We start from the raw sequence: 17773 nt of genomic DNA on the forward strand, positions 1-17773 counted from the left end.
CATCATTGACGAACTGGGCTTCGTACCGCTCTCCAAGACCGGTGCCGAACTGTTGTTCGAGCTGATCTCCCAGCGCTATGAGCGCGGCTCCACCTTGATCACCAGCAACCTGCCCTTCGACGAATGGACCGAAACCTTCGGATCCGAGCGCCTCACAGGCGCGCTCCTCGATCGTCTGACCCATCACGTCAGCATCCTCGAGATGAACGGCGAAAGCTATCGCCTCGCTCACAGCCGGGCCCGAAAGGCCAAAACCAGACCCTGAAAATCAAGCCAATGCCGGGGGGAGTGGCCTTCGGGCTACGCCCTCACGCCACTCCCCCCGGCATGTAACACCGTGGCCTGGTTTTACGCCGCCGCATGGCCGACTTTTGCTCCGCCGTTGACAACTGGGCCAGAGTCCGGATTTCGGTCATAGGTGTGCTCACGCAATCACCAAGCCATTCGCCCATTTGCGCAATCGCTTTCTCCGCACGGGCGGCACTATTGACCTCAACGATCAGTTTGCGTCCCGCCAACTCGACATTGGCGAAGACGGGTGTGCCGTCCTCCATGGTCGTCACAAAAGCCTGCCCGCCTTTGGCCGTTCGTGGTTTTCTCTCCTTCGTCACCGGCACCAGCCAGTTCCAGAATGTGTCGCTGGCAGGCTCCAGCCATTGTGCCGCGTTCAGCCTGCGAACCACGCTCTTGCCGATCACGCCCTTGGCCAGGGGGAAGACGATGCGGTGGAACACAAGATCATCGCCATCGGCGTTGACCATATCCGGCATGGTGCCAGGCATGGCTTTGCCCAGACAATCGAGCAGCCACATGTTCGTGAACATCGGGCCTGATGCCCGTAAAATAGCATCCCGGTCGGTCTGGTTTAGTTCGGAGGTGTCCTTTGCATCGTCCGCAAGCCGGCCAAACGCGTCGATCAGTTGTAGGGCGCCATCAGCGCTGAACGGCAACAGCGCGCCCGAGATGCCATGGCGACCGTTCACATCGACAACCCGTGCAGCGATCTTGTCCCAGTTGACGAGGGTCTGTGTCGCGCCGTGTTCGCGGACCGTGACTGGCGCAACATCCCGCAACAGATCACGCAAGGTCATCGACTGACCGGGGACGACCTCGCTAACCTCATAGAGCGACATCATCGTATCCCGCAGCGCGCGCATATAGGGGTCGGTACACAGAACGGACCCAGATATACGCTAAGGTTTTGCCGTGCCTTCGACGGCGCGCATCTGGCGAAGCGGTCTGAGCGCGGTGGATGGCGCATCGGGATCGGTCCAGAGGTAATCGCCGGTGAGATTGATATGCTGCCAACCGAGCGGTGATAGGTGTTGCAGCAGGTCCGGCGGGACCGGCCGGCCGAGGTTGGCGAGATGCATCCGGGCGGCTTGCAGGTAGGTCGTGTTCCACAGGACGATGGCACCGGCGACGAGGTTCAGCGCGCTCGCCCGATGGCTTTGGGCTTGCAGCGCATGATCGCGGATACGGCCGATGCGATGGAAGAAGATGGCGCGTTTCAGGGCATTTTCCGCTTCTCCCTTGTTGAGTTCGCGGGTGGCGCGGCGACGCTGTTCGGGCTGCTCGATCCAGTCGAGCGTGAACAGGGTACGCTCGACGCGACCGATCTCGCGCAACGCCAGTGCCAGGCCGTTGGCGCGTGGATAGGAGCCGAGCCGTTCCAGCATGATCGAGGCGCTGACGACGCCTGTGCGGATCGAGGTTCCCAGTCGCAGCACGTCGTCCCAGTGTGCCTCGATCAGACCTTCGTCGATGCGGCCCGCGACCAGCGGCGCAATATCGGGGCCGGGTTCGATGCCGTTAAACAGGTGCAAACGGCGTGCGGCGATATTCGGGATACGCGGCGCGAACCGGAACCCAAGCAGATGACATAGCGCGAACACATGGTCGGAGACGCCCCCGCCATCGACGTGATGCTCTTCGATGTGCAGATCGGCGCCGTGGTGGAGCAGCCCGTCGAGCACCTGTGCCGCCTCGCTCGCCGAAGCGGAGATAACTGTGGAATGGAACGGCGCGTAGCGATCCGAGACGTGGCTGTAAAAGGAGACAGCCGGCTCTGTCCCCTTGTGCGGATTGACTGCGCCGGTTGCCTGGGCGCGGCGGTCGAGCGGAAAGTTCTGACCGTCTGAGCTGGACGAGGTGCCGGACCCGAACAGCGCGGCCAGCGGCGCGGTGTGTTGGGCGTCGACAAGCCGGGCGAGCGCGCGACCGTAGGTTTCCTCGCGCAGATGCCACGAGGCGAGCCAACCGAGTTGGCGCTGGGTCACGAGATTGCAGGCTTCCGCCATGCGCGTATGGCCCAGATTGGTGGCATCGGCGAGCACCGCCGTGAGGATCGCACGTGGTTCATCCGCGGCACGGCCACTTTGCAGATGCGTGAAGCACTGGCTGAACCCGGTCCATCGATCGACTTCGGCAAGAAGGTCGGTGATGCGGATCGCGGGCAGATGCGCATAGAGCGGCGCAAGGGCGGTATCGGATTCCTCGGGAGTAATCGCCTTCAAGGGCGAAATCCGCAGCCTGCCCAAGCTGAGCTGCACGTCTTCCAGCGCGTCCGTCTCCGCCTTTCGCTCGACCTCGGCCAATCGACGGGCGAGGCGGGCGCGTCGTTCGGCCAGCCAGATATCGGCCGTATCCGGTGCCGGTATCGGCAAGGGGCCGGCCGCGCGCATGTTGGCGAATACGGGGGCAGGAATGAGTTGCTGCTCGACAGCACGATAGCGTCGGCTTCCCTCGACCCACATGTCGCCGGCGCGAAGCCGGTCGCGAAGCTCGACCAGCACGCACAATTCATAGATCCTGCGATCGGGAATGCCGGTGCCGATCGCCCGACGCCAAGCTTGCCGGATGAAGCCGACTGGCGTGCCTGCAGGCAATTTGCGCAGATGACCAAAATGAAGGTCGCGCATGATCGCGACCGCTCGCGCGAGCGCATGGCAGGCTGGCACCGCCCCGAATGTGAACGAGGCGATGAACGAGGGACCGACCTGTCGGAGGACGGGGTAATTGGTCGCGGCGACCGCGACGGGATCGACCGAATCGGGGCGGATCAGCTTGCGGGCTTCATCGACCTCGCGGCCGAGATCATTCCATCCGATCGCTGCCTCGACCGCAGCGCCGATATCGCCACCTGATATCTTGGCGGCGAGCAAGGCAGCGCCGAGTTGGGCAAGCAGCCGGATTTTGCCGTTGATGGTGCGCCGGTTGCGCTTGAGTGTCGTGTCCGCGCTGTTCTGTTCGCGCCGGAACATCTGCCCAAGCAGGCGATCGAACATCAGCACCGCATCGTCGGTGAGGGTAACGATGGTTTCGAGGATGGTCGCCACCAATGTGGCGCGACGCCGCGTCGCTTGCAGCGTCCGAACATGTTGCGCGGTCAGCCGCACGCCTTCCTGGCACAGGCGTCGGAGGCGCTCGGGATGGACGCCTACGGCGATATCCGGATCGATCCCGATGGCCCGAAGCAGTGTCAGTCGCTCGATGATGGCGGCGAATGTCTTTCGGCCGGGCTTGCCGGGTGACTGCCGCACCCAGGCCAGATCGCTCAAGTTCGTGCCTGTGTGGGGCAGGAGAAGCGCATCGAGCAGCCGGCGCTGTCGAGCATCGAGTCCTCGGGTCAGATGCTCGGCGACATGGCGTTCGGCATCGAGCAACGCCTGTGCGACCATCCGCTCGACCGAACTGATGCCCGGCACAATGATGCGCCGTCGCCGGCACTCATCCAGCATCACGCGCGCCAGCCTAGCCCCGCTGGTCGTCGTCAGCGCGATCGGCAGGAGCCATTCCTGCAACGTCGTTCGCAGCGGCCGACTGAGCGGCATGAAGCCGAATGCATCGCGCAGTGCATCGAGCTGTTCGTACCGGGTCGGGCCGCGCGTCGCGTAGTCGGCCAGCACCTCGGGTCCGACCTGCAATTGCTCTGCGACGAACGCGAGCGGCGTATCAGGGATCAGTTCACCGGGTCGCAGGAAACGGCCAGGATAGCGCAGCGCGCAAAGCTGGATCGCGAAACCCAGCCGGTTATGCGGTCGCCTCCGGCGGACGATGATGGCCAAGTCGTCCCGGCTCAATGTCCAGTGCTGGACGAGCAGGGTTTCGTCGTCGGGAAGCGCGAGCAACGCCGCGCGTTGCTCGTCCGACAGGACGGCGCGACGCGGCATCGGCTTAGACCTTGGCCGGTGCGGTCCAGCCGATCCGGGCAAGCGTGCCGAGAAGGGTCGAACGCGGCACCTTGAAGGTCCGGCAGACGGACGCCTTGCTGGCCCCGCCATCCAGCGCGGCGGTGATCCGCTCGAGCGTTTCGGCGTCGATCATCGGCGGGCGGCCACCTTGGCGTCCCCGGCGTTTGGCAGCAGCCAGTCCCGCCATCACCCGTTCGCGCGTGAGCGCACGCTCATATTGTGCCAATGCACCGAACAGCGAGAACAGCAATTCGCCGTGCGGCGTGGTCGTATCCATCTGCTCGGTCAGCGACCGGAACGCGATGCCGCGCGCCTTCAGATCGGTGACGATCGTCAGCAGGTGCGGCAGCGAGCGTCCGAGCCGGTCGAGCTTCCACACGATCAGTGTGTCGCCCGCGTTCAGATAGTCGAGGCAGGCTTTCAGGCCTGGTCGGTCGTCGCGCGCGCCGGATGCCTTGTCGGTATGGAGATGCCGATGATCGACCCCGGTTGCGACGAGCGCGTCCCGCTGGAGATCGACCGTTTGGCGGTCATCGGTCGTTGACACCCGCATATATCCGACCAGCATGTACGACAAACCCTCGAAAGCATGTTTTCGAACACCCTATCAAAGCGACAGGGTTTGTCGATCGTTATGGGCTGAGGCGGGTATGGTTCGGCAAAAGCGCAGGTCCGGAGCGTCGCCTATCACCTGTTTGCCGTCACGCGTCTGCTGTCCGTATGGACGCAAGTAGAAGGCACGCTGATGCCGCAAGAAGCACCAGGTCCTTCAACAGGAACTGTCCGGTTCCGGCCGAAATCGCCGGGAACCCGCCAGCGGTCGGCTCGGCGACGCCAGGCGTGCTCAGGAAAAACGTCAGTGTCACGGCATAAGTCAGGCATGACATCGCCGCGCCGAGAGCGGAGGCCGTCTTGTTGAAAGCACCGATAATCAGCGCAGCGGCCGTCGCGAGCTCGACGGTGCCTATAAAATAGCTTCCACCCTGCACCCCAAAAACGGCCGGAATCCAGCTCATGATCGGACTGTTCTTCATCAATGGCGCGATGCCCATCGCTTCATAGCTCGTGAATTTCATGCAACCGAACCAGAGAAAGATGACCACCAGCGCCCAGCGCAGCAACGCGAGAGACCCGCGAGAGCCGGTCGTCTTTTCAGCTATGTGTAATGTCGAAAACATGGTGCCTCGCTTTCATCATGGCGCATGACCTGCCTTCATGCTTAGACAGGCGTGATATATGCGCTGCGCATACACTATACGCCGTCAATGAATGAGGCAACCCTTTGAACGTACTCTCGGACCGGCTCGTCAATCTGTTCGGCGCCCTCGCAGTGGGCATCACCGATCGAATTAAGAAGGCGGCATTCGACCCGACGATACCCGGCGGTGGCGAAACCACCGCGGCGATCGTCGTCATCGGTCACGCGACCGGTCTTTCGATCGACGAATTAGGACGGGTGCTAGGCTTGTCCCACGCGGGGACGGTGCGGCTTGTCGATCGATTGGTTGCAGCCGGGTTCGCCGTTCGATCCAAAGCGCTACGGGACCGTCGTGCAGTAGCGCTGATGCTCACTGAGGCAGGCGAGACTCGCCTATCTGCGATCCTGCAACGAAGAAACGAGACTTTATCCGAAATCCTTAGCCATGTCTCGAATGCTGACCGCCTCGTGCTGGAACGTATTGCCGAGACAATACTTGCGCAGATGTCTGACGACGCTGTCTCGGCGCTGACGATATGCCGGCTCTGCGACGAGAGGCGATGCTACAACTGTCCGATGGATGCCTTTGGAATGCTGGAGTCGTCGACGCATAGAGTCGACCCATAAGTGCGCGCAGAGACGCTTAGCGTATATCTGTGCCCGTTCTATGTCCTGACCCCATATAGGCCTTGTTCGGCGCCTTCTCGTTCCAGCCTCGGCGCTTGAGATAGTCATCGACCAGATTGCGACCGTCAGGTTCCAGTTCCTGTGTCAGCAGATCTTCAAAGGCGCAGCCCCATAGCGGCCCTTGCCAATGATCACCGATGATCTCGAATATGGCGTCGGGTTCGAGGCCGGTCGCTTCACATGCCGGACCGAGATGCGCGGACAGCATTTCATCCATCGCCTCGTCCCACGGAGCACGATCCGCATATTTCATCAGCCCGGACAGATCGTGAGCAGATTTCAATCTGGACATTCAGGCAGGCCTTTCCACGCCAAGGCGGCGCATTTCGCGATAGATGGTGGATCTGCCGATGCCGAGTTGCCGTGCTGCCTCTGTCGGCGAGATACGGGCTTCGACCAGTTTGATGGCCGCATCCACCTTGGACATGTCGAGCGGCTGACGGCCAGGCTGCTTGCCCTTGGCGCGTGCAGCGGCGATCCCATCGCGGGTCCGCTCAGAGATTAGCCGCCGCTCGAAATGGGCGATAGCTCCGAACACATGGAAGATGAGTTCGCCGGCGGCCGACGAGGTGTCGATTTTTTCCTCAAGACTCAGGAGGGCGATGCCTTGGCTGCGCAAAGTTTCGACTGTGGCGAGCAGTTCAGTCAGCGAACGCCCAAGCCGATCGAGGCGGACCACGGCGAGCGTGTCACCCTTGCGGGCATAGGCGATCAGTTCGGCCAGTCCAGGCCGCTCCATGCTTTTTCCCGATATTACATCGGTGAACACCTTGATGGCGCCGGCATTCTCCAGTCGCATGGTCTGGCCCGCCACATCCTGATCGCCGGTGCTGACGCGGGCGTAGCCCAGAATGCCGCCCATCTATCGTGTCTCCCAAACGGTCGTTCTGTGGACGCTATGGAGGGCAGCCGCTGCGCCCCACCCATATCCGTCCACATACTATGTCTCTTTACTCCTCGCTGTCCATAGGCCCAGATGACCTTTTGTGGACAGGAAACGGCATGACGAAGCGCAAGCATCAACTCCTGACCGAGAGCGAACGCGATCAGATACTCGCCATCCCGACCGATCGCGACCATTTGGCCCGGCTCTATACCTTCGAGCCTTCCGATATCGAGATCATCGGCGCGCGACGGGAGCGACGGAACCAGTTGGGCGTGGCGCTGCAACTCGCGCTCCTGCGGCACCCGGGCATCACGCTTGCGCAGTTGATACAGGACAGGGGAGCAATACCCCATGATCTCGCCGCTTTCGTCGCGGAGCAACTTGGTCTGCACGTAACCGAGCTGGCCAACTATGCGGCGCGGGATCAGACAATGACGGATCATGCCCGTGAGCTGGCGGCGCGTTTGGGGCTTCGGGGGCCAACCCGCGCCGATATTCCCTTCATGGTCGAGGCGGCCGCGAGAACGGCATGGGCGACCGACAAGGGGATGACGATTGCGATGGGCGTGGTCACCGCCCTGCGCGAGGCCCGGATTTTGCTGCCGTCCATCTCCACCATCGAACGCGCCAGCAGCGCGGGACGTGCCCGCGCGCGCAAGCAGGCCGCCCACGCCCTGATCGCCGATCTCAGCGCCGAACAGGTCCAGGCCCTCGATCAGCTCTTCGACGCCGCCGGCGGCATGAGCCATCTCGCCTTGCTTAAGACCATCCCCGTCGCGGCCAAGCCCGATCACGTCCGCCAGATCCTCGACCGTCTGAGGCAGGTGCGGAAGATCGGCATTTCCCCCGACGTCGCGGGCCGCATCCACGCGGACCGATTTCGGCAATATGTCAGGGAAGGCCGTGCGTCGCCTGCCTATATGATCGAGCGCTATATTCCCTCCCGGCGACGCGCCACGCTCGTTGCCTTCCTGCTCGATCTTGAAGAACGGCTGACGGACAGCGCCCTGGAGATGGCGGACAAGCTGATCGGCGGCATCTTCACCCGCGCGAAGAACGCCCAGGCGCGCAGCTATGCCGCCACGTCGAAGAACGTGGCCCGGCTGATGCTGATCTTCCGCAGGACGATCGACGCGCTCACCGATGCAGTCGATACTGGCGAAGATCCTATGGAGGTCCTGGATGCCTCAGTAGGATGGCACACCCTCCTGAAGGCGAGGCCGGAAGTGGCGACGATCGCGGAAACCGCCAATCTTGATCCGCTGAGGGTCGCGGCCGACCGCTATGCGACGTTGCGCAAGTTCGCCCCTGATCTGCTTGAAGCGCTACAGTTCAGGGCCGGAAAGGGCAGCGCGAAAACGATTGCCGCTATCGAGATGCTGCGCGACCTCAATAGGTCGGGCAAGCGCGATCTGCCTGCCGACGCTCCGATGCCCTTCCGCAAGGAATGGCAGAAAATCGTCATGGGCGATGACGGCAAGATCAATCGGCGGCTCTGGGAAATCGCGACTATCGCGCATCTGCGCAACAAGCTGCGCTCCGGTGATGTCTGGGTGGAACGATCGACGGGATACCGCCAGTTCGACAGCTACGTGCTAAGCGAACCGAAGGCCAAGCCGATCGTGTCGGCTCTTGGTCTGCCACCCACAGCCGGCGAATGGCTCGAACAGCGGGGCCGCGAACTGGACTGGCGGCTGAAGAAATTCGCCCGGAGCCTGAAGCGCGACGCTCTGGAGGGTGTGCGATACCGCGACGGCCGCCTCCAGATATCCCCCGTTCGCACGATCGCAACGCCCGACGCCGAAGCCCTGGCCGACCGGCTCGATGCGATGATGCCACGCATCCGTATCACCGAACTGCTACATGAGGTGGCGCAGGAAACTGGCTTTCTTTCGGCGTTCACCAACCTGCGCACCGGCGAGCTATGTCCCAATGAAAATGCGCTGCTCGCCACGATCCTCGCCGACGCCACCAATCTCGGCCTGTCGCGCATGGCCGCCGCGAGCCAGGGCGTCACGCGCGATCAACTCCTATGGACCCATGACGCCTATATCCGCGACGAGAGCTACCGCGCGGCGCTCGCCGTCCTCATCAACGCGCACCACCGCCTGCCATTCTCGCGGGTATGGGGCGACGGCACAACGTCCAGTTCCGATGGTCAGTTCTTCAGGGGCGCGAAGCGCGGCGCATCGGGCGGCGACATCAACGCGCGCTATGGCGTCGATCATGGCTTCAGCTTCTACACCCATGTTTCCGATCAGCGCGGGCCCTACCACGTCAATGTGATCTCGGCCGCCACGCATGAAGCGCCCTATGTCCTCGACGGCCTCATCAGCCATGGCACCGATCTCAGGATCGTCGAGCATTACACCGACACCGGCGGAGCGACCGATCATGTCTTCGCCCTGTGCGCGATGCTGGGATTTCGCTTCTGCCCGCGCCTGCGCGACTTTCCGGACAGGCGGCTTGCGCCGATCGCGCCGGTTTCGGCCTATCCGTCCATCGCCCCGTTGTTGGGCAAGCGTATCCGCACCGACATCATCAATGAACAATGGGACGACGTGCTGCGCCTCGTGGGGTCGATCAAGGCTGGCCACGTCGCGCCGTCGGTCATGCTGCGAAAGCTCGCCGCCTACGAACGGCAGAACCAGCTCGACGTCGCACTACAGGAGATCGGCAAGATCGAACGGACCCTGTTCATGCTGGACTGGCTTGAAAATCCCGATCTGCGCCGGCGATGCCATGCCGGCCTTAACAACAGCGAGCAGCGCCATGCCCTGACGCAAGCGATCTACACCTTCCGCCAGGGCCGCATCATCGACCGCAGCCATGAAGCTCAACAATATCGGGCATCAGGCCTCAACCTAGTCATCGCGGCGATCGTCTATTGGAACACGATCTACATGGCCGACGCCGCCCAGCATCTGCGATCGGCAGCGGCCCCGGTCCCCGATGATCTGCTTGTCCATACGTCGCCGGTTGGCTGGGAGCATATTGCCTTTTCCGGCGATTTCCTCTGGGATCGAGCCGCCGCTTCCGCTGGCCGCAAGGCCCTCAATCTTCCGCCGGACAGCCGCGCCGCCTAAGCGTTCCTCGGTTGTTCTCCCTTAGCGTTGTTTAGCGTACCTTCCACGCTATGCCCTCAACGACGGGCAAGCGCCATAGCCCCCGGAAGATCGCCCACTCGGACACCGGTGTAGCTAGGTAGGAAGCCGCAAACGCCAACCAGAACAGAGCGCTCGTCGGTACTAAGGTGGTGAGAGTTATGAAATCGATGGAGCGCAGCTGAAATGCAACGGCGGCAAGAATCGCTAGCGAGAACGCAAGGCTACCCCAACGGGTGAAGCGGGGCCGGACAACGCCCTGAAGCGTCCTGAGCGTGGCTGGCAGCGTACTCGGTTTGATGGGCAAGCCCAAAGGCCCGATGTTCATGTTAGTTAGGTCCCGAAAATCGAAGTCCATTGCCACAGGCCCCGGACAATTCGCGTGGCTCGAACGCCGACACAAAGGTGGCATCGCGCGCAGATAGCGTTCCGCTATAGGTCGCATGGCTCGTGCGATAGAGCCACGACCATCATCGCCGCCACCGCTCCGATGCGAGCGGCAAGCCCCCAGCTCAGACTGATACATCACCAGCGCATGACTTGGTGCGCTGGGAAGCGTCCTTGCTCGCGTCATCAATTTTCCCGACCGCTCTGGAATAATGTCTATTGTCTGAAGACGCCGCGGCCGAACAAATCCGCAGTCCGCTTGCTAGAAACGAGCGGACCTGCACGGCCTTCAAAAGTCGCGAGATAGTGAGATCGCGAAGGCGCGTGGGCGGGCGGGTGTGTACTGGCGTTCTGTGCGTACCGAAAAGGGATTGCCAAAGGCAAGTGTGTCGCCCCGCGCATTGAAGATGTTTGTCGCGGACAGTTCCACCGCGAACGGTCCCCTGCGGACCTCGAGCCCCGCCGCGAACTCGGCGAACCCGCCCATCCGCCGATCGAGTCCCGGGTCCAGGCTCAGCCTAGACCGCCCCACGTAGCGGCCGGTTACTGTAGGCGACACCTGCCAGGAACTAGCATTAATCGAATGCCGCACCTCGAAGTGGCCGGACACGCCAGGCACAACAGGAAGGCGCGGGTCACGCTCCAGATCGGCACCGTCGATACCGCGAATAAGGCGAGCCCGCTGGCCGGACGCGCCCGCGACGAAGGACCAAGCCGCCGTCGGCCGCCACCGGACGGTCAGTTCGCCGCCGAGAATCCTTGCGTCGCCAGCGTTGCGCGTGGCTACAAGGCCGGTATCGAGGAGATAGTCCGATTGAACGTCCGACCATAAGGAGCTGAACGCGCCAAGCTCAAACTGAAGTCGGCCGTTAATTGAATTTTGTCGAAAGCCAGCTTCAAAAGCTACCAACTGGTCGGCGTCATACCGGCGGGTTTCCATGTTCGACGGATCAAGACCTCCCGGCCGGAACGCAGACGCCACGCGAAGATAGGCTAGCGAGACTGATGAGGGCGACCACGACAGCGTCGCACTGGGCGAGACGCCCCACGAAGTCTTGGCCCGAACTTCGGTTCCGCCGTCATCGTCGCGGTCCTCCTTGACGGTTGAGCGGAAAACGCGGAGGCCGAGGCCGAGGCGAAGACCGTCGATAAGCGGCCGGCTACCCTCGGCAAACATGGCCGTTTCGGTGACGCTTCTTGAAGCATCCAACAATTCTGCGACCACCGGGCCGGCCTCCGATGCACGGCCGCGAGCGCTGCTTCGGGATGAGAGGTACGAAACGCCCAATGCCCAGGGCGTTCGGCCGCTTTTGTTCGCAAGGCGGATTTCTTGGTCAAATACCTGATATGTGCGGGTTTCGGCATAGCGCAGCGGCGCGACCAGACCGAGGACCGCGGCCGCGCTGCTCGCGTCGTCAACCTTAAGCGTCCACTGCGTAGCGAGGCTTGTAGAAACGGTTAGGACACGTGACCCGAGCTCGCCTTGCAAGACCCCCGAGGTGAGCACGACGTCATTCGACCGCGGCTCCCGCAGCCGGTCCCCCCGTGTCAATTCCTCCCTGTCGCGATCCACATATTGGCTGTCGCGCGCGCGGATGCTCTGACCGGCACCGACGAAATCAAAGGTCCAACCCTCACGCGGGAGAACGCGAAGCGACGCTCTAGCGCCGCGCACGACCGTTTGGTTGACGTCCGAGCGACCTCCAGCGTTGTCGATCCAGCCTGGAGCGACGTCGGCGTAGCCGACCAACCGCAAGGCGGTCTGATTCTGACGCACGGGCAAGTTGACGACTGCCTCGACAGACCCGCCGACGCCGTGACCAAGTAGGGCGGCGAGACGCTGGCGAGAGCGGCCGGCAAATCGGACCAAGTCGGGCGCCATTGTTATCACGCGATAGACGCCGCCCAGTGCTCCTGTGCCGTAAAGCGGCCCCTGCGGTCCCTTCAGTACCTCGACCCGATCCACATCAACCATTCGGAAGTCGGGGTCAGGCGCATCGTAGGTGATCCGGGCCTCGTTCAGGTACACGCTCACCGGGGATTGTCCGAAGCCGATAAAGGGACTGTCGGCTATGCCCCGCAAGAACAATCGGCTCGCACCTGGCCCGCCATTCGTCGCAATCAATCCTTGGACCTGGGTCGCCACCGCCGATGTGCCGGCGTCTGAGCCCGCGGCGGCGCTTCCGTCCAGCACATGGACGGTGACCGGTCCCGGCACCTGCGAAAGCAACTCGCGCATCTTCCTGGCGGTGACGACGATGTCCGCTGGAATGGTTGGATTTGCGCTGGCGGCTGTCGGGCCAGCGTTCGGGGAGGCGGGGGCAGCCAATATCCGAAAGGTCGCGGGTCCCACGCGGCGGGCGGACAGGCCAGTGCCTGCCAATAGCCGCGCGTATGCGGCATCGATCGTCATCCGGCCTCGCAACGCGATCACCCGGTGCCGCGGAAGCGGAGCATCGAGCGCGAACGATGTCTTCGTCTGAGTGGCGAGCGCGGCGAGCATCGCTTCAAGCGTACCAGCGGGGACGTCGATCAGAAGGACACGCTCCTGAGCCGCTGCCGGTCCGGCAACGCTAGTCGCTAGCGCCACGGACGAGACGCACAGTGCTTCCTTCCACTTTCGCATCCAACCCCGTCAGCTGCTTGAGCGTGTCGATGGCTGACGCGCCCGGTTCGATCGTGATGACGCCAGAGAAGCGTCTGCGGGCCATGTCGCGGCCGATCTCCACCCGCCGTCCTGCGTAGCGCGACACATCGGCGACGACCAGCCCGAGCGGCGCGCGATTATACACGAGCCGACCCTGCCGCCAGCTCCCGACGGCCTCGGTCGCCTGGGCAGTGATCTCCACCACACCGCGTCCCGGGTCTGCGAAAAGCGCCTTGCCCGCGTCTAGCACTACGGGTTGAGCGAACCGAACCGAGCTCACCGACACGGTCCCGGCCTGAACCGCGACCCTGAGTACACCGTTCTCCAAAGAGACATCGAACCGGGTGCCGACATCTTTGACGAGGAAGTCGGCTGCCTCGACAGTGAAGGGCGAAGCAGAATCGTGGCGCACTTCGAAGAACGCGGTCCCGGTCAACCGCACGTGGCGGGCATTGTCGGCATTGGCAACCAATGTCGATCCCGGTGCCAGTGTCGCTTTCGCACCGCTTGGTAGCGTCACAGACCTCATCTCGCCGGCGGCAGTGCGATAGGTCGGCGAGGGGGTCGGCGCGTCAAGGCGCAGAAGCGGTAGTGATACGATGGCCACGGCCGAGGCTGCCACGGCGCCCGCGGCGACACGCCAGCGCAGCCATTTGTGCGCGCCCTTGTTTCCGCCCTCTCGCAACCTGAGCGCAGGCCGTCGGCGACCGATCTCGTCATCAAGCAGCGCGATCTCGTTATAGCACGTACGATGCTCAGAATCCGCTGCTAGCCAGCGAGTGAAGCCATCCCAGTCAAAGTCGTCGCGATACTGTCCCTGGTGCCACAGCGCGGCCTGCTCGTAGATGTCCTCTGTCGTGGTCATTGCGCATCGCCGCCGACGGAGCACACCGACAGCCTCCTGGTTCGAACGTAAGACGCCGAGCAAGCCATCCCGCCTCAGTCCTTCAGCGTCCGGCGAAGAAAAGCCATCGCGGTTGCCATGTGCTTCTCCACGCCGCTGCGCGTTATACCGAGCTCTCGGGCAACGTCCGCGTGCGGTAGCCCATCGAGCTTGTGAAGCCGGAACACTCGGCCGGCTGCGGGCGGAATCGCCGCGATAGCGATCTCCAGCCTTGCCGAGCGCTCCCGCTCCTCCATTGCCTGGTCGGCGCTCAGGCGCGGATCGGCTGCCTCGCTTAGGCCGGCAGCCCCATACTCCGCGTCTGACCAGTCACGGTCGCGCGTCGCGCGTCGGCGCCTCTCCCGCATCCGGTCTAGCACAAGATTCTGTGCTGCGCGGTAGAGATACGCGCGGCCATTTGCCACGGGGCTGCCGCCGGCCGCATGAACTCGCAGCCAGAGTTCCTGAAGCACGTCTTCCGCTTCGGCCGGATCGCCTGTGCGCGTGATCAGAAAGCGGAGAAGCTCCGGACGGTACGCTGCGTACAAGGCGGCAAGACCGGATTGCGGGGCGTGGACGAGCTTCTCCCGTTTACCTTTTTCTCCAGGGGCGTTCGGAGGCAAAAAATCCGTCTCGGCTTTTCGGCAGGTGCGGTTGCGTCCTGCGGCGGCGTCTCATTCGCAGAGGATGGCCCAAAGGCGGTGGACTTGCAACGCCCAGGTGAGCTCTTCCTGTCGAAAGGTTATGAGTTGGGCACTGCTATCGTGGCTGCGGCACTGTTTCTGCCTCCTCCAGTAATGCTGGATCAGATGGCGATCGTGCCGGTGCTTTTTCAAGAAACGGCACCTGTCGGCCATGTGCCGCAAGAGGTACCGGCTATAGGCTCCGAAGGCGAAGCAACGTCGGCAAACCCCGTTGAGGCTCCAACGCCACCGTCGTCACCGGAGGAAGGTTTGCCGATAGATATTGGCGCCGAGCAGCAGACGGTCGAACACAATGACATTGTGGTCACTGCTCGACCGGGTCATGCGCCGGGAGATCCGTTGCAAGCTGTCAACGCACAGGCATTTGCCATCACCCAGACCGTTGACAAGGCGGTCGTCGCGCCGGTGGCGATGACCTATCAACGCGCCTTGCCTGGTTCGGTTCGTGGGGCAATCCGCAATTTCTTCAATAATCTGGCTGAACCGGTTGCATTCCTCAATTTCCTCGTTCAGCTCAAACCCGGCAAGGCGGCCGAGACGGCCGGACGGTTTGCGATCAACACAACGGTCGGCGTCGCCGGGATGATCGATGTCGCCCGGAAAAAACCGTTCAAACTACCTCGTAGATCGAACGGCTTTGCCAACACACTGGGCTATTACGGCGTAAAGCCCGGCCCCTTTCTGTTCCTTCCGCTGATCGGCCCTACGACCGTCAGAGACCTCATCGGCCTTGGTATCGACCGAATGGTTCTTCCGTCGGCGTTCGGCCAGCCGTTCAACCAGCCCACCTACACGGTTCCAGCAAGCATCGTTGGGTCGCTTGATTACCGGGTCCAGTTCGACTCACAACTTCGCGAGTTGAAAGACACGCCGGACCCGTATGCTGCTTCGCGCAGGAACTATCTGGAAGGCCGCCAGGCGGAGATTGACGCTCTGCATGGGCGAACGTCACCGCAACCGATCACGCGCCGTACGCTCCCGGTTTTCCCATGATGCATGGCTCTCCTGCTCGTTCCGAACTACGCCGCATACAAGAGAATTGGCTTGCCAAGAGCGAACGACGGGTTCTCCAATGGCTTTGCGCCCGAATGCCCGCTTCCATCACGCCGGATCGGCTAACCGCAATCGGCATGATTGGAGCCGCGATGGTTTTTGGCGGCTACATCGCGAGCAATCTTGGCCACCTTTGGTTACTTTTGTCCCTCGCCGGCTATGTCGTTCAATGGTTTGGGGACTCAATGGACGGAAGCCTCGCGCGGTATCGTAAGATCGAGCGCCCCTCCTACGGATACTTCATCGATCACAGTTGTGACGGGATGGCAAATCTGCTGATCGTGGCCGGGATCGGCCTTTCCCCGTACGTGACCATGAACATCGCCATGGTCGCGCTGGCCGGTTACCTCTTGATGTCGGTTCACACATTCCTCGCGGCGCGAGTGATGGGCGAATTGCGACTGTCCTATCTCGCAATGGGTCCTACCGAGCTTCGCCTTTTCCTGATCCTGTTGACGATTGCGATGATGGCAATCGAGCCCGGCGGAGACCGTATCTGGACGATACCGGCACTAGACGCTCTGGTAGGATTAATCGGCGCCGCGCTGATTTGCCTATTTATAGTGCAAACCTTGCTAGTGGCTAGAACACTTGCTCGTGTCGATTCAAATGCGGATCGTTGATGTCAATGAGTACTACTGCCCGACAGGAGGTGGGGTTCGAACGTACATCGACCGGAAAATGCGAATCCTGGCTGATCTTGGTCACGAACTTATTGTCATCGCACCCGGCCATGAGAATCGTCTCGAACACCGCCCCGGCGGGGGGCGCGTTTTCTGGGTAGCCGCACCCCGCCTTCCGTTCGACCGAAGCTACGGGATGTTCTGGGATGGGGCTCCGGTAACGGCACTGCTCGATGAACTAAATCCCGACGTCGTCGAGACAAGCTCGCCGTTTCGCCCCGCATGGATCGTCGCCAACTGGAGAGCGCCCGCGGCTAAAGTCTTCTTCGCACACAATGACCATATGACTGCCTACGCGCAGCGTTGGGTGGGACGACTGGCCTCGCGGCAAAAAGTTGAGAGTTGGTTTGGGTGGTACACCCGCTACCTTGCTCACTTCCTCGACAGGTTCGATGCCTTTGTCACGAATGGCAGGACGCTCGACCGTTGGTATTCCGGCCGCGGACTTCAGGTCGATGCACCGCTTCCGCTCGGCGTGGAAGGCGGCGTTTTCGCCCCGCATCTTCGAGATGAACAACTACGGGCAGCGCTACTGGGCGAGTGCCACCTTCCGCCTTGTGCGCATTTACTTATCGGGGTCGGGAGGCATCACCCGGAGAAGCGCTGGCCGATGGTTATTGATGCGGTTGAACAAGCCGGCCAATCGGCACCTATTGGGCTCATCCTCCTTGGCGACGGCGTCGATCGACCCAAAATCTTCAGCCGCGTCGCTGGCAATCCCCACATCCGGCTGTTTAAGCCGATCTTCGAGCGTGAGCGATTTGCATCCGTGTTGGCCAGCGCAGATGCGCTCGTGCACGGATCGGATACCGAACCTTTTGGTCTCGTTGCCTTAGAAGCCATCGCGTCAGGGCTGCCGTTGATTGTTCCTAACGAGGGAGGGTCAGCGGAATTTGCAGCACCAAGCCATTCCGAATCCTATAATGCGCGTGACGCGAAATCCTGCGCAGCGGCGATCCTGCGCCTGTTGGCGCGGGATTCCGTACAGTTACGTTCGGCAACCCTGGATGCAGCAGGAAGAGTTCGTACGGATCTCGATCACCTAATTGATCTACTGAATTATTATAATCAGCTACTCTTACGACGATCGATTTCATGATAAATTTCGCGAAAAAAAATGAAGCAAGGGTTGTAGTCATTGACGTATCTTACGGAAAACATTCCCTGGTGGCTTGATATAGCGCGCATCCTACTGGCAGGGTTGATCTGCCCCCCGCTGAGTGGCCCAGAGACTATGATAGTCTGGACCATGAAAGGGACATTGAATGCCGAGCAAGAAGCACAAGCCGGAAGAGATCATCGGCAAGCTGCGTGAAGTTGAGATTGTGCTGGCGCAGGGAGCGAGCAC

14 protein-coding genes and 1 pseudogene are annotated in these 17773 nt (G+C 62.1%); 6 read left to right on the forward strand and 9 right to left on the reverse strand.

Annotation, left to right across the window (positions count from 1 at the left end):
* Positions 1–265 (forward strand): annotated as a pseudogene (istB, locus tag F4U95_RS23465) (IS21-like element ISSsp5 family helper ATPase IstB); the annotation flags it as partial.
* Between the two features lie 43 nt (positions 266–308).
* Here the strand turns inward: istB and F4U95_RS23470 are convergent.
* From F4U95_RS23470 to F4U95_RS23485, 4 genes are all read right to left on the reverse strand, one after another.
* On the reverse strand, positions 309–1157 hold the full coding sequence (locus F4U95_RS23470) for a hypothetical protein (RefSeq protein ID WP_246171695.1): 849 nt from the start codon (positions 1155–1157) through the stop codon (positions 309–311).
* Between the two features lie 36 nt (positions 1158–1193).
* Positions 1194–4172, reverse strand: a complete 2979-nt coding sequence (locus F4U95_RS23475; protein WP_012449407.1) for a Tn3-like element ISMpo10 family transposase — start codon at positions 4170–4172, stop codon at positions 1194–1196.
* 4 nt (positions 4173–4176) lie between these two features.
* Entirely contained in the window at positions 4177–4761 is a 585-nt protein-coding gene (locus tag F4U95_RS23480; protein WP_010339849.1) for a recombinase family protein, read from the reverse strand.
* Positions 4762–4894: 133 nt separating this feature from the next.
* Entirely contained in the window at positions 4895–5371 is a 477-nt protein-coding gene (locus tag F4U95_RS23485; RefSeq protein ID WP_010339850.1) for a YkgB family protein, read from the reverse strand.
* 104 nt (positions 5372–5475) lie between these two features.
* Here F4U95_RS23485 and F4U95_RS23490 point away from each other — a divergent pair, with 104 nt between their 5' ends.
* A complete protein-coding gene (locus F4U95_RS23490) occupies positions 5476–6018 on the forward strand; it encodes a MarR family winged helix-turn-helix transcriptional regulator (RefSeq protein ID WP_010339851.1) in 543 nt (180 codons plus the stop codon).
* A gap of 16 nt (positions 6019–6034) precedes the next feature.
* Here F4U95_RS23490 and F4U95_RS23495 read toward each other — a convergent pair whose 3' ends face one another.
* Both F4U95_RS23495 and F4U95_RS23500 read right to left on the reverse strand, forming a co-directional pair.
* Positions 6035–6370 (reverse strand): hypothetical protein, encoded by a 336-nt coding sequence (locus F4U95_RS23495; protein WP_246171696.1) that lies wholly within the window; start codon positions 6368–6370, stop codon positions 6035–6037.
* Complete coding sequence (locus F4U95_RS23500) at positions 6371–6940, reverse strand: recombinase family protein (protein WP_007015735.1); 570 nt, start codon at positions 6938–6940, stop codon at positions 6371–6373.
* 140 nt (positions 6941–7080) lie between these two features.
* Between F4U95_RS23500 and F4U95_RS23505 the strand changes: the two genes are divergently transcribed.
* Entirely contained in the window at positions 7081–10050 is a 2970-nt protein-coding gene (locus F4U95_RS23505) for a Tn3 family transposase (protein ID WP_150426904.1), read from the forward strand.
* A gap of 694 nt (positions 10051–10744) precedes the next feature.
* Here the strand turns inward: F4U95_RS23505 and F4U95_RS23510 are convergent.
* From F4U95_RS23510 to F4U95_RS23520, 3 genes are all read right to left on the reverse strand, one after another.
* Positions 10745–12958, reverse strand: a complete 2214-nt coding sequence (locus tag F4U95_RS23510) for a TonB-dependent receptor (RefSeq protein ID WP_161600452.1) — start codon at positions 12956–12958, stop codon at positions 10745–10747.
* Positions 12959–13028: 70 nt separating this feature from the next.
* Positions 13029–13967, reverse strand: a complete 939-nt coding sequence (locus F4U95_RS23515) for a FecR family protein (RefSeq protein ID WP_150426906.1) — start codon at positions 13965–13967, stop codon at positions 13029–13031.
* Positions 13968–14041: 74 nt separating this feature from the next.
* Positions 14042–14533, reverse strand: coding sequence for an RNA polymerase sigma factor (locus tag F4U95_RS23520; protein WP_150426907.1), 492 nt, complete (start codon positions 14531–14533; stop codon positions 14042–14044).
* A 24-nt stretch (positions 14534–14557) separates the two neighbouring features.
* On the opposite strand from F4U95_RS23520, the gene F4U95_RS23525 reads away from it, so the two are divergent.
* The 3 genes from F4U95_RS23525 to F4U95_RS23535 are packed head-to-tail and all read left to right on the forward strand — an operon-like array spanning position 14558 to position 17524.
* Entirely contained in the window at positions 14558–15682 is a 1125-nt protein-coding gene (locus F4U95_RS23525) for an MlaA family lipoprotein (protein WP_246171697.1), read from the forward strand.
* Positions 15679–16365: a CDP-alcohol phosphatidyltransferase family protein gene (locus F4U95_RS23530; RefSeq protein WP_150426908.1), complete on the forward strand. Its 687-nt coding sequence runs from the start codon at positions 15679–15681 to the stop codon at positions 16363–16365. The genes F4U95_RS23525 and F4U95_RS23530 overlap by 4 nt, the downstream gene beginning before the upstream one ends.
* Positions 16352–17524, forward strand: a complete 1173-nt coding sequence (locus F4U95_RS23535; protein WP_150426909.1) for a glycosyltransferase — start codon at positions 16352–16354, stop codon at positions 17522–17524. The genes F4U95_RS23530 and F4U95_RS23535 overlap by 14 nt, the downstream gene beginning before the upstream one ends.
* Positions 17525–17773 lie beyond the last annotated feature (249 nt).

Source organism: Sphingobium limneticum (genome assembly GCF_008710165.1).
GTDB classification, from domain to species: Bacteria; Pseudomonadota; Alphaproteobacteria; order Sphingomonadales; family Sphingomonadaceae; genus Sphingobium; species Sphingobium limneticum.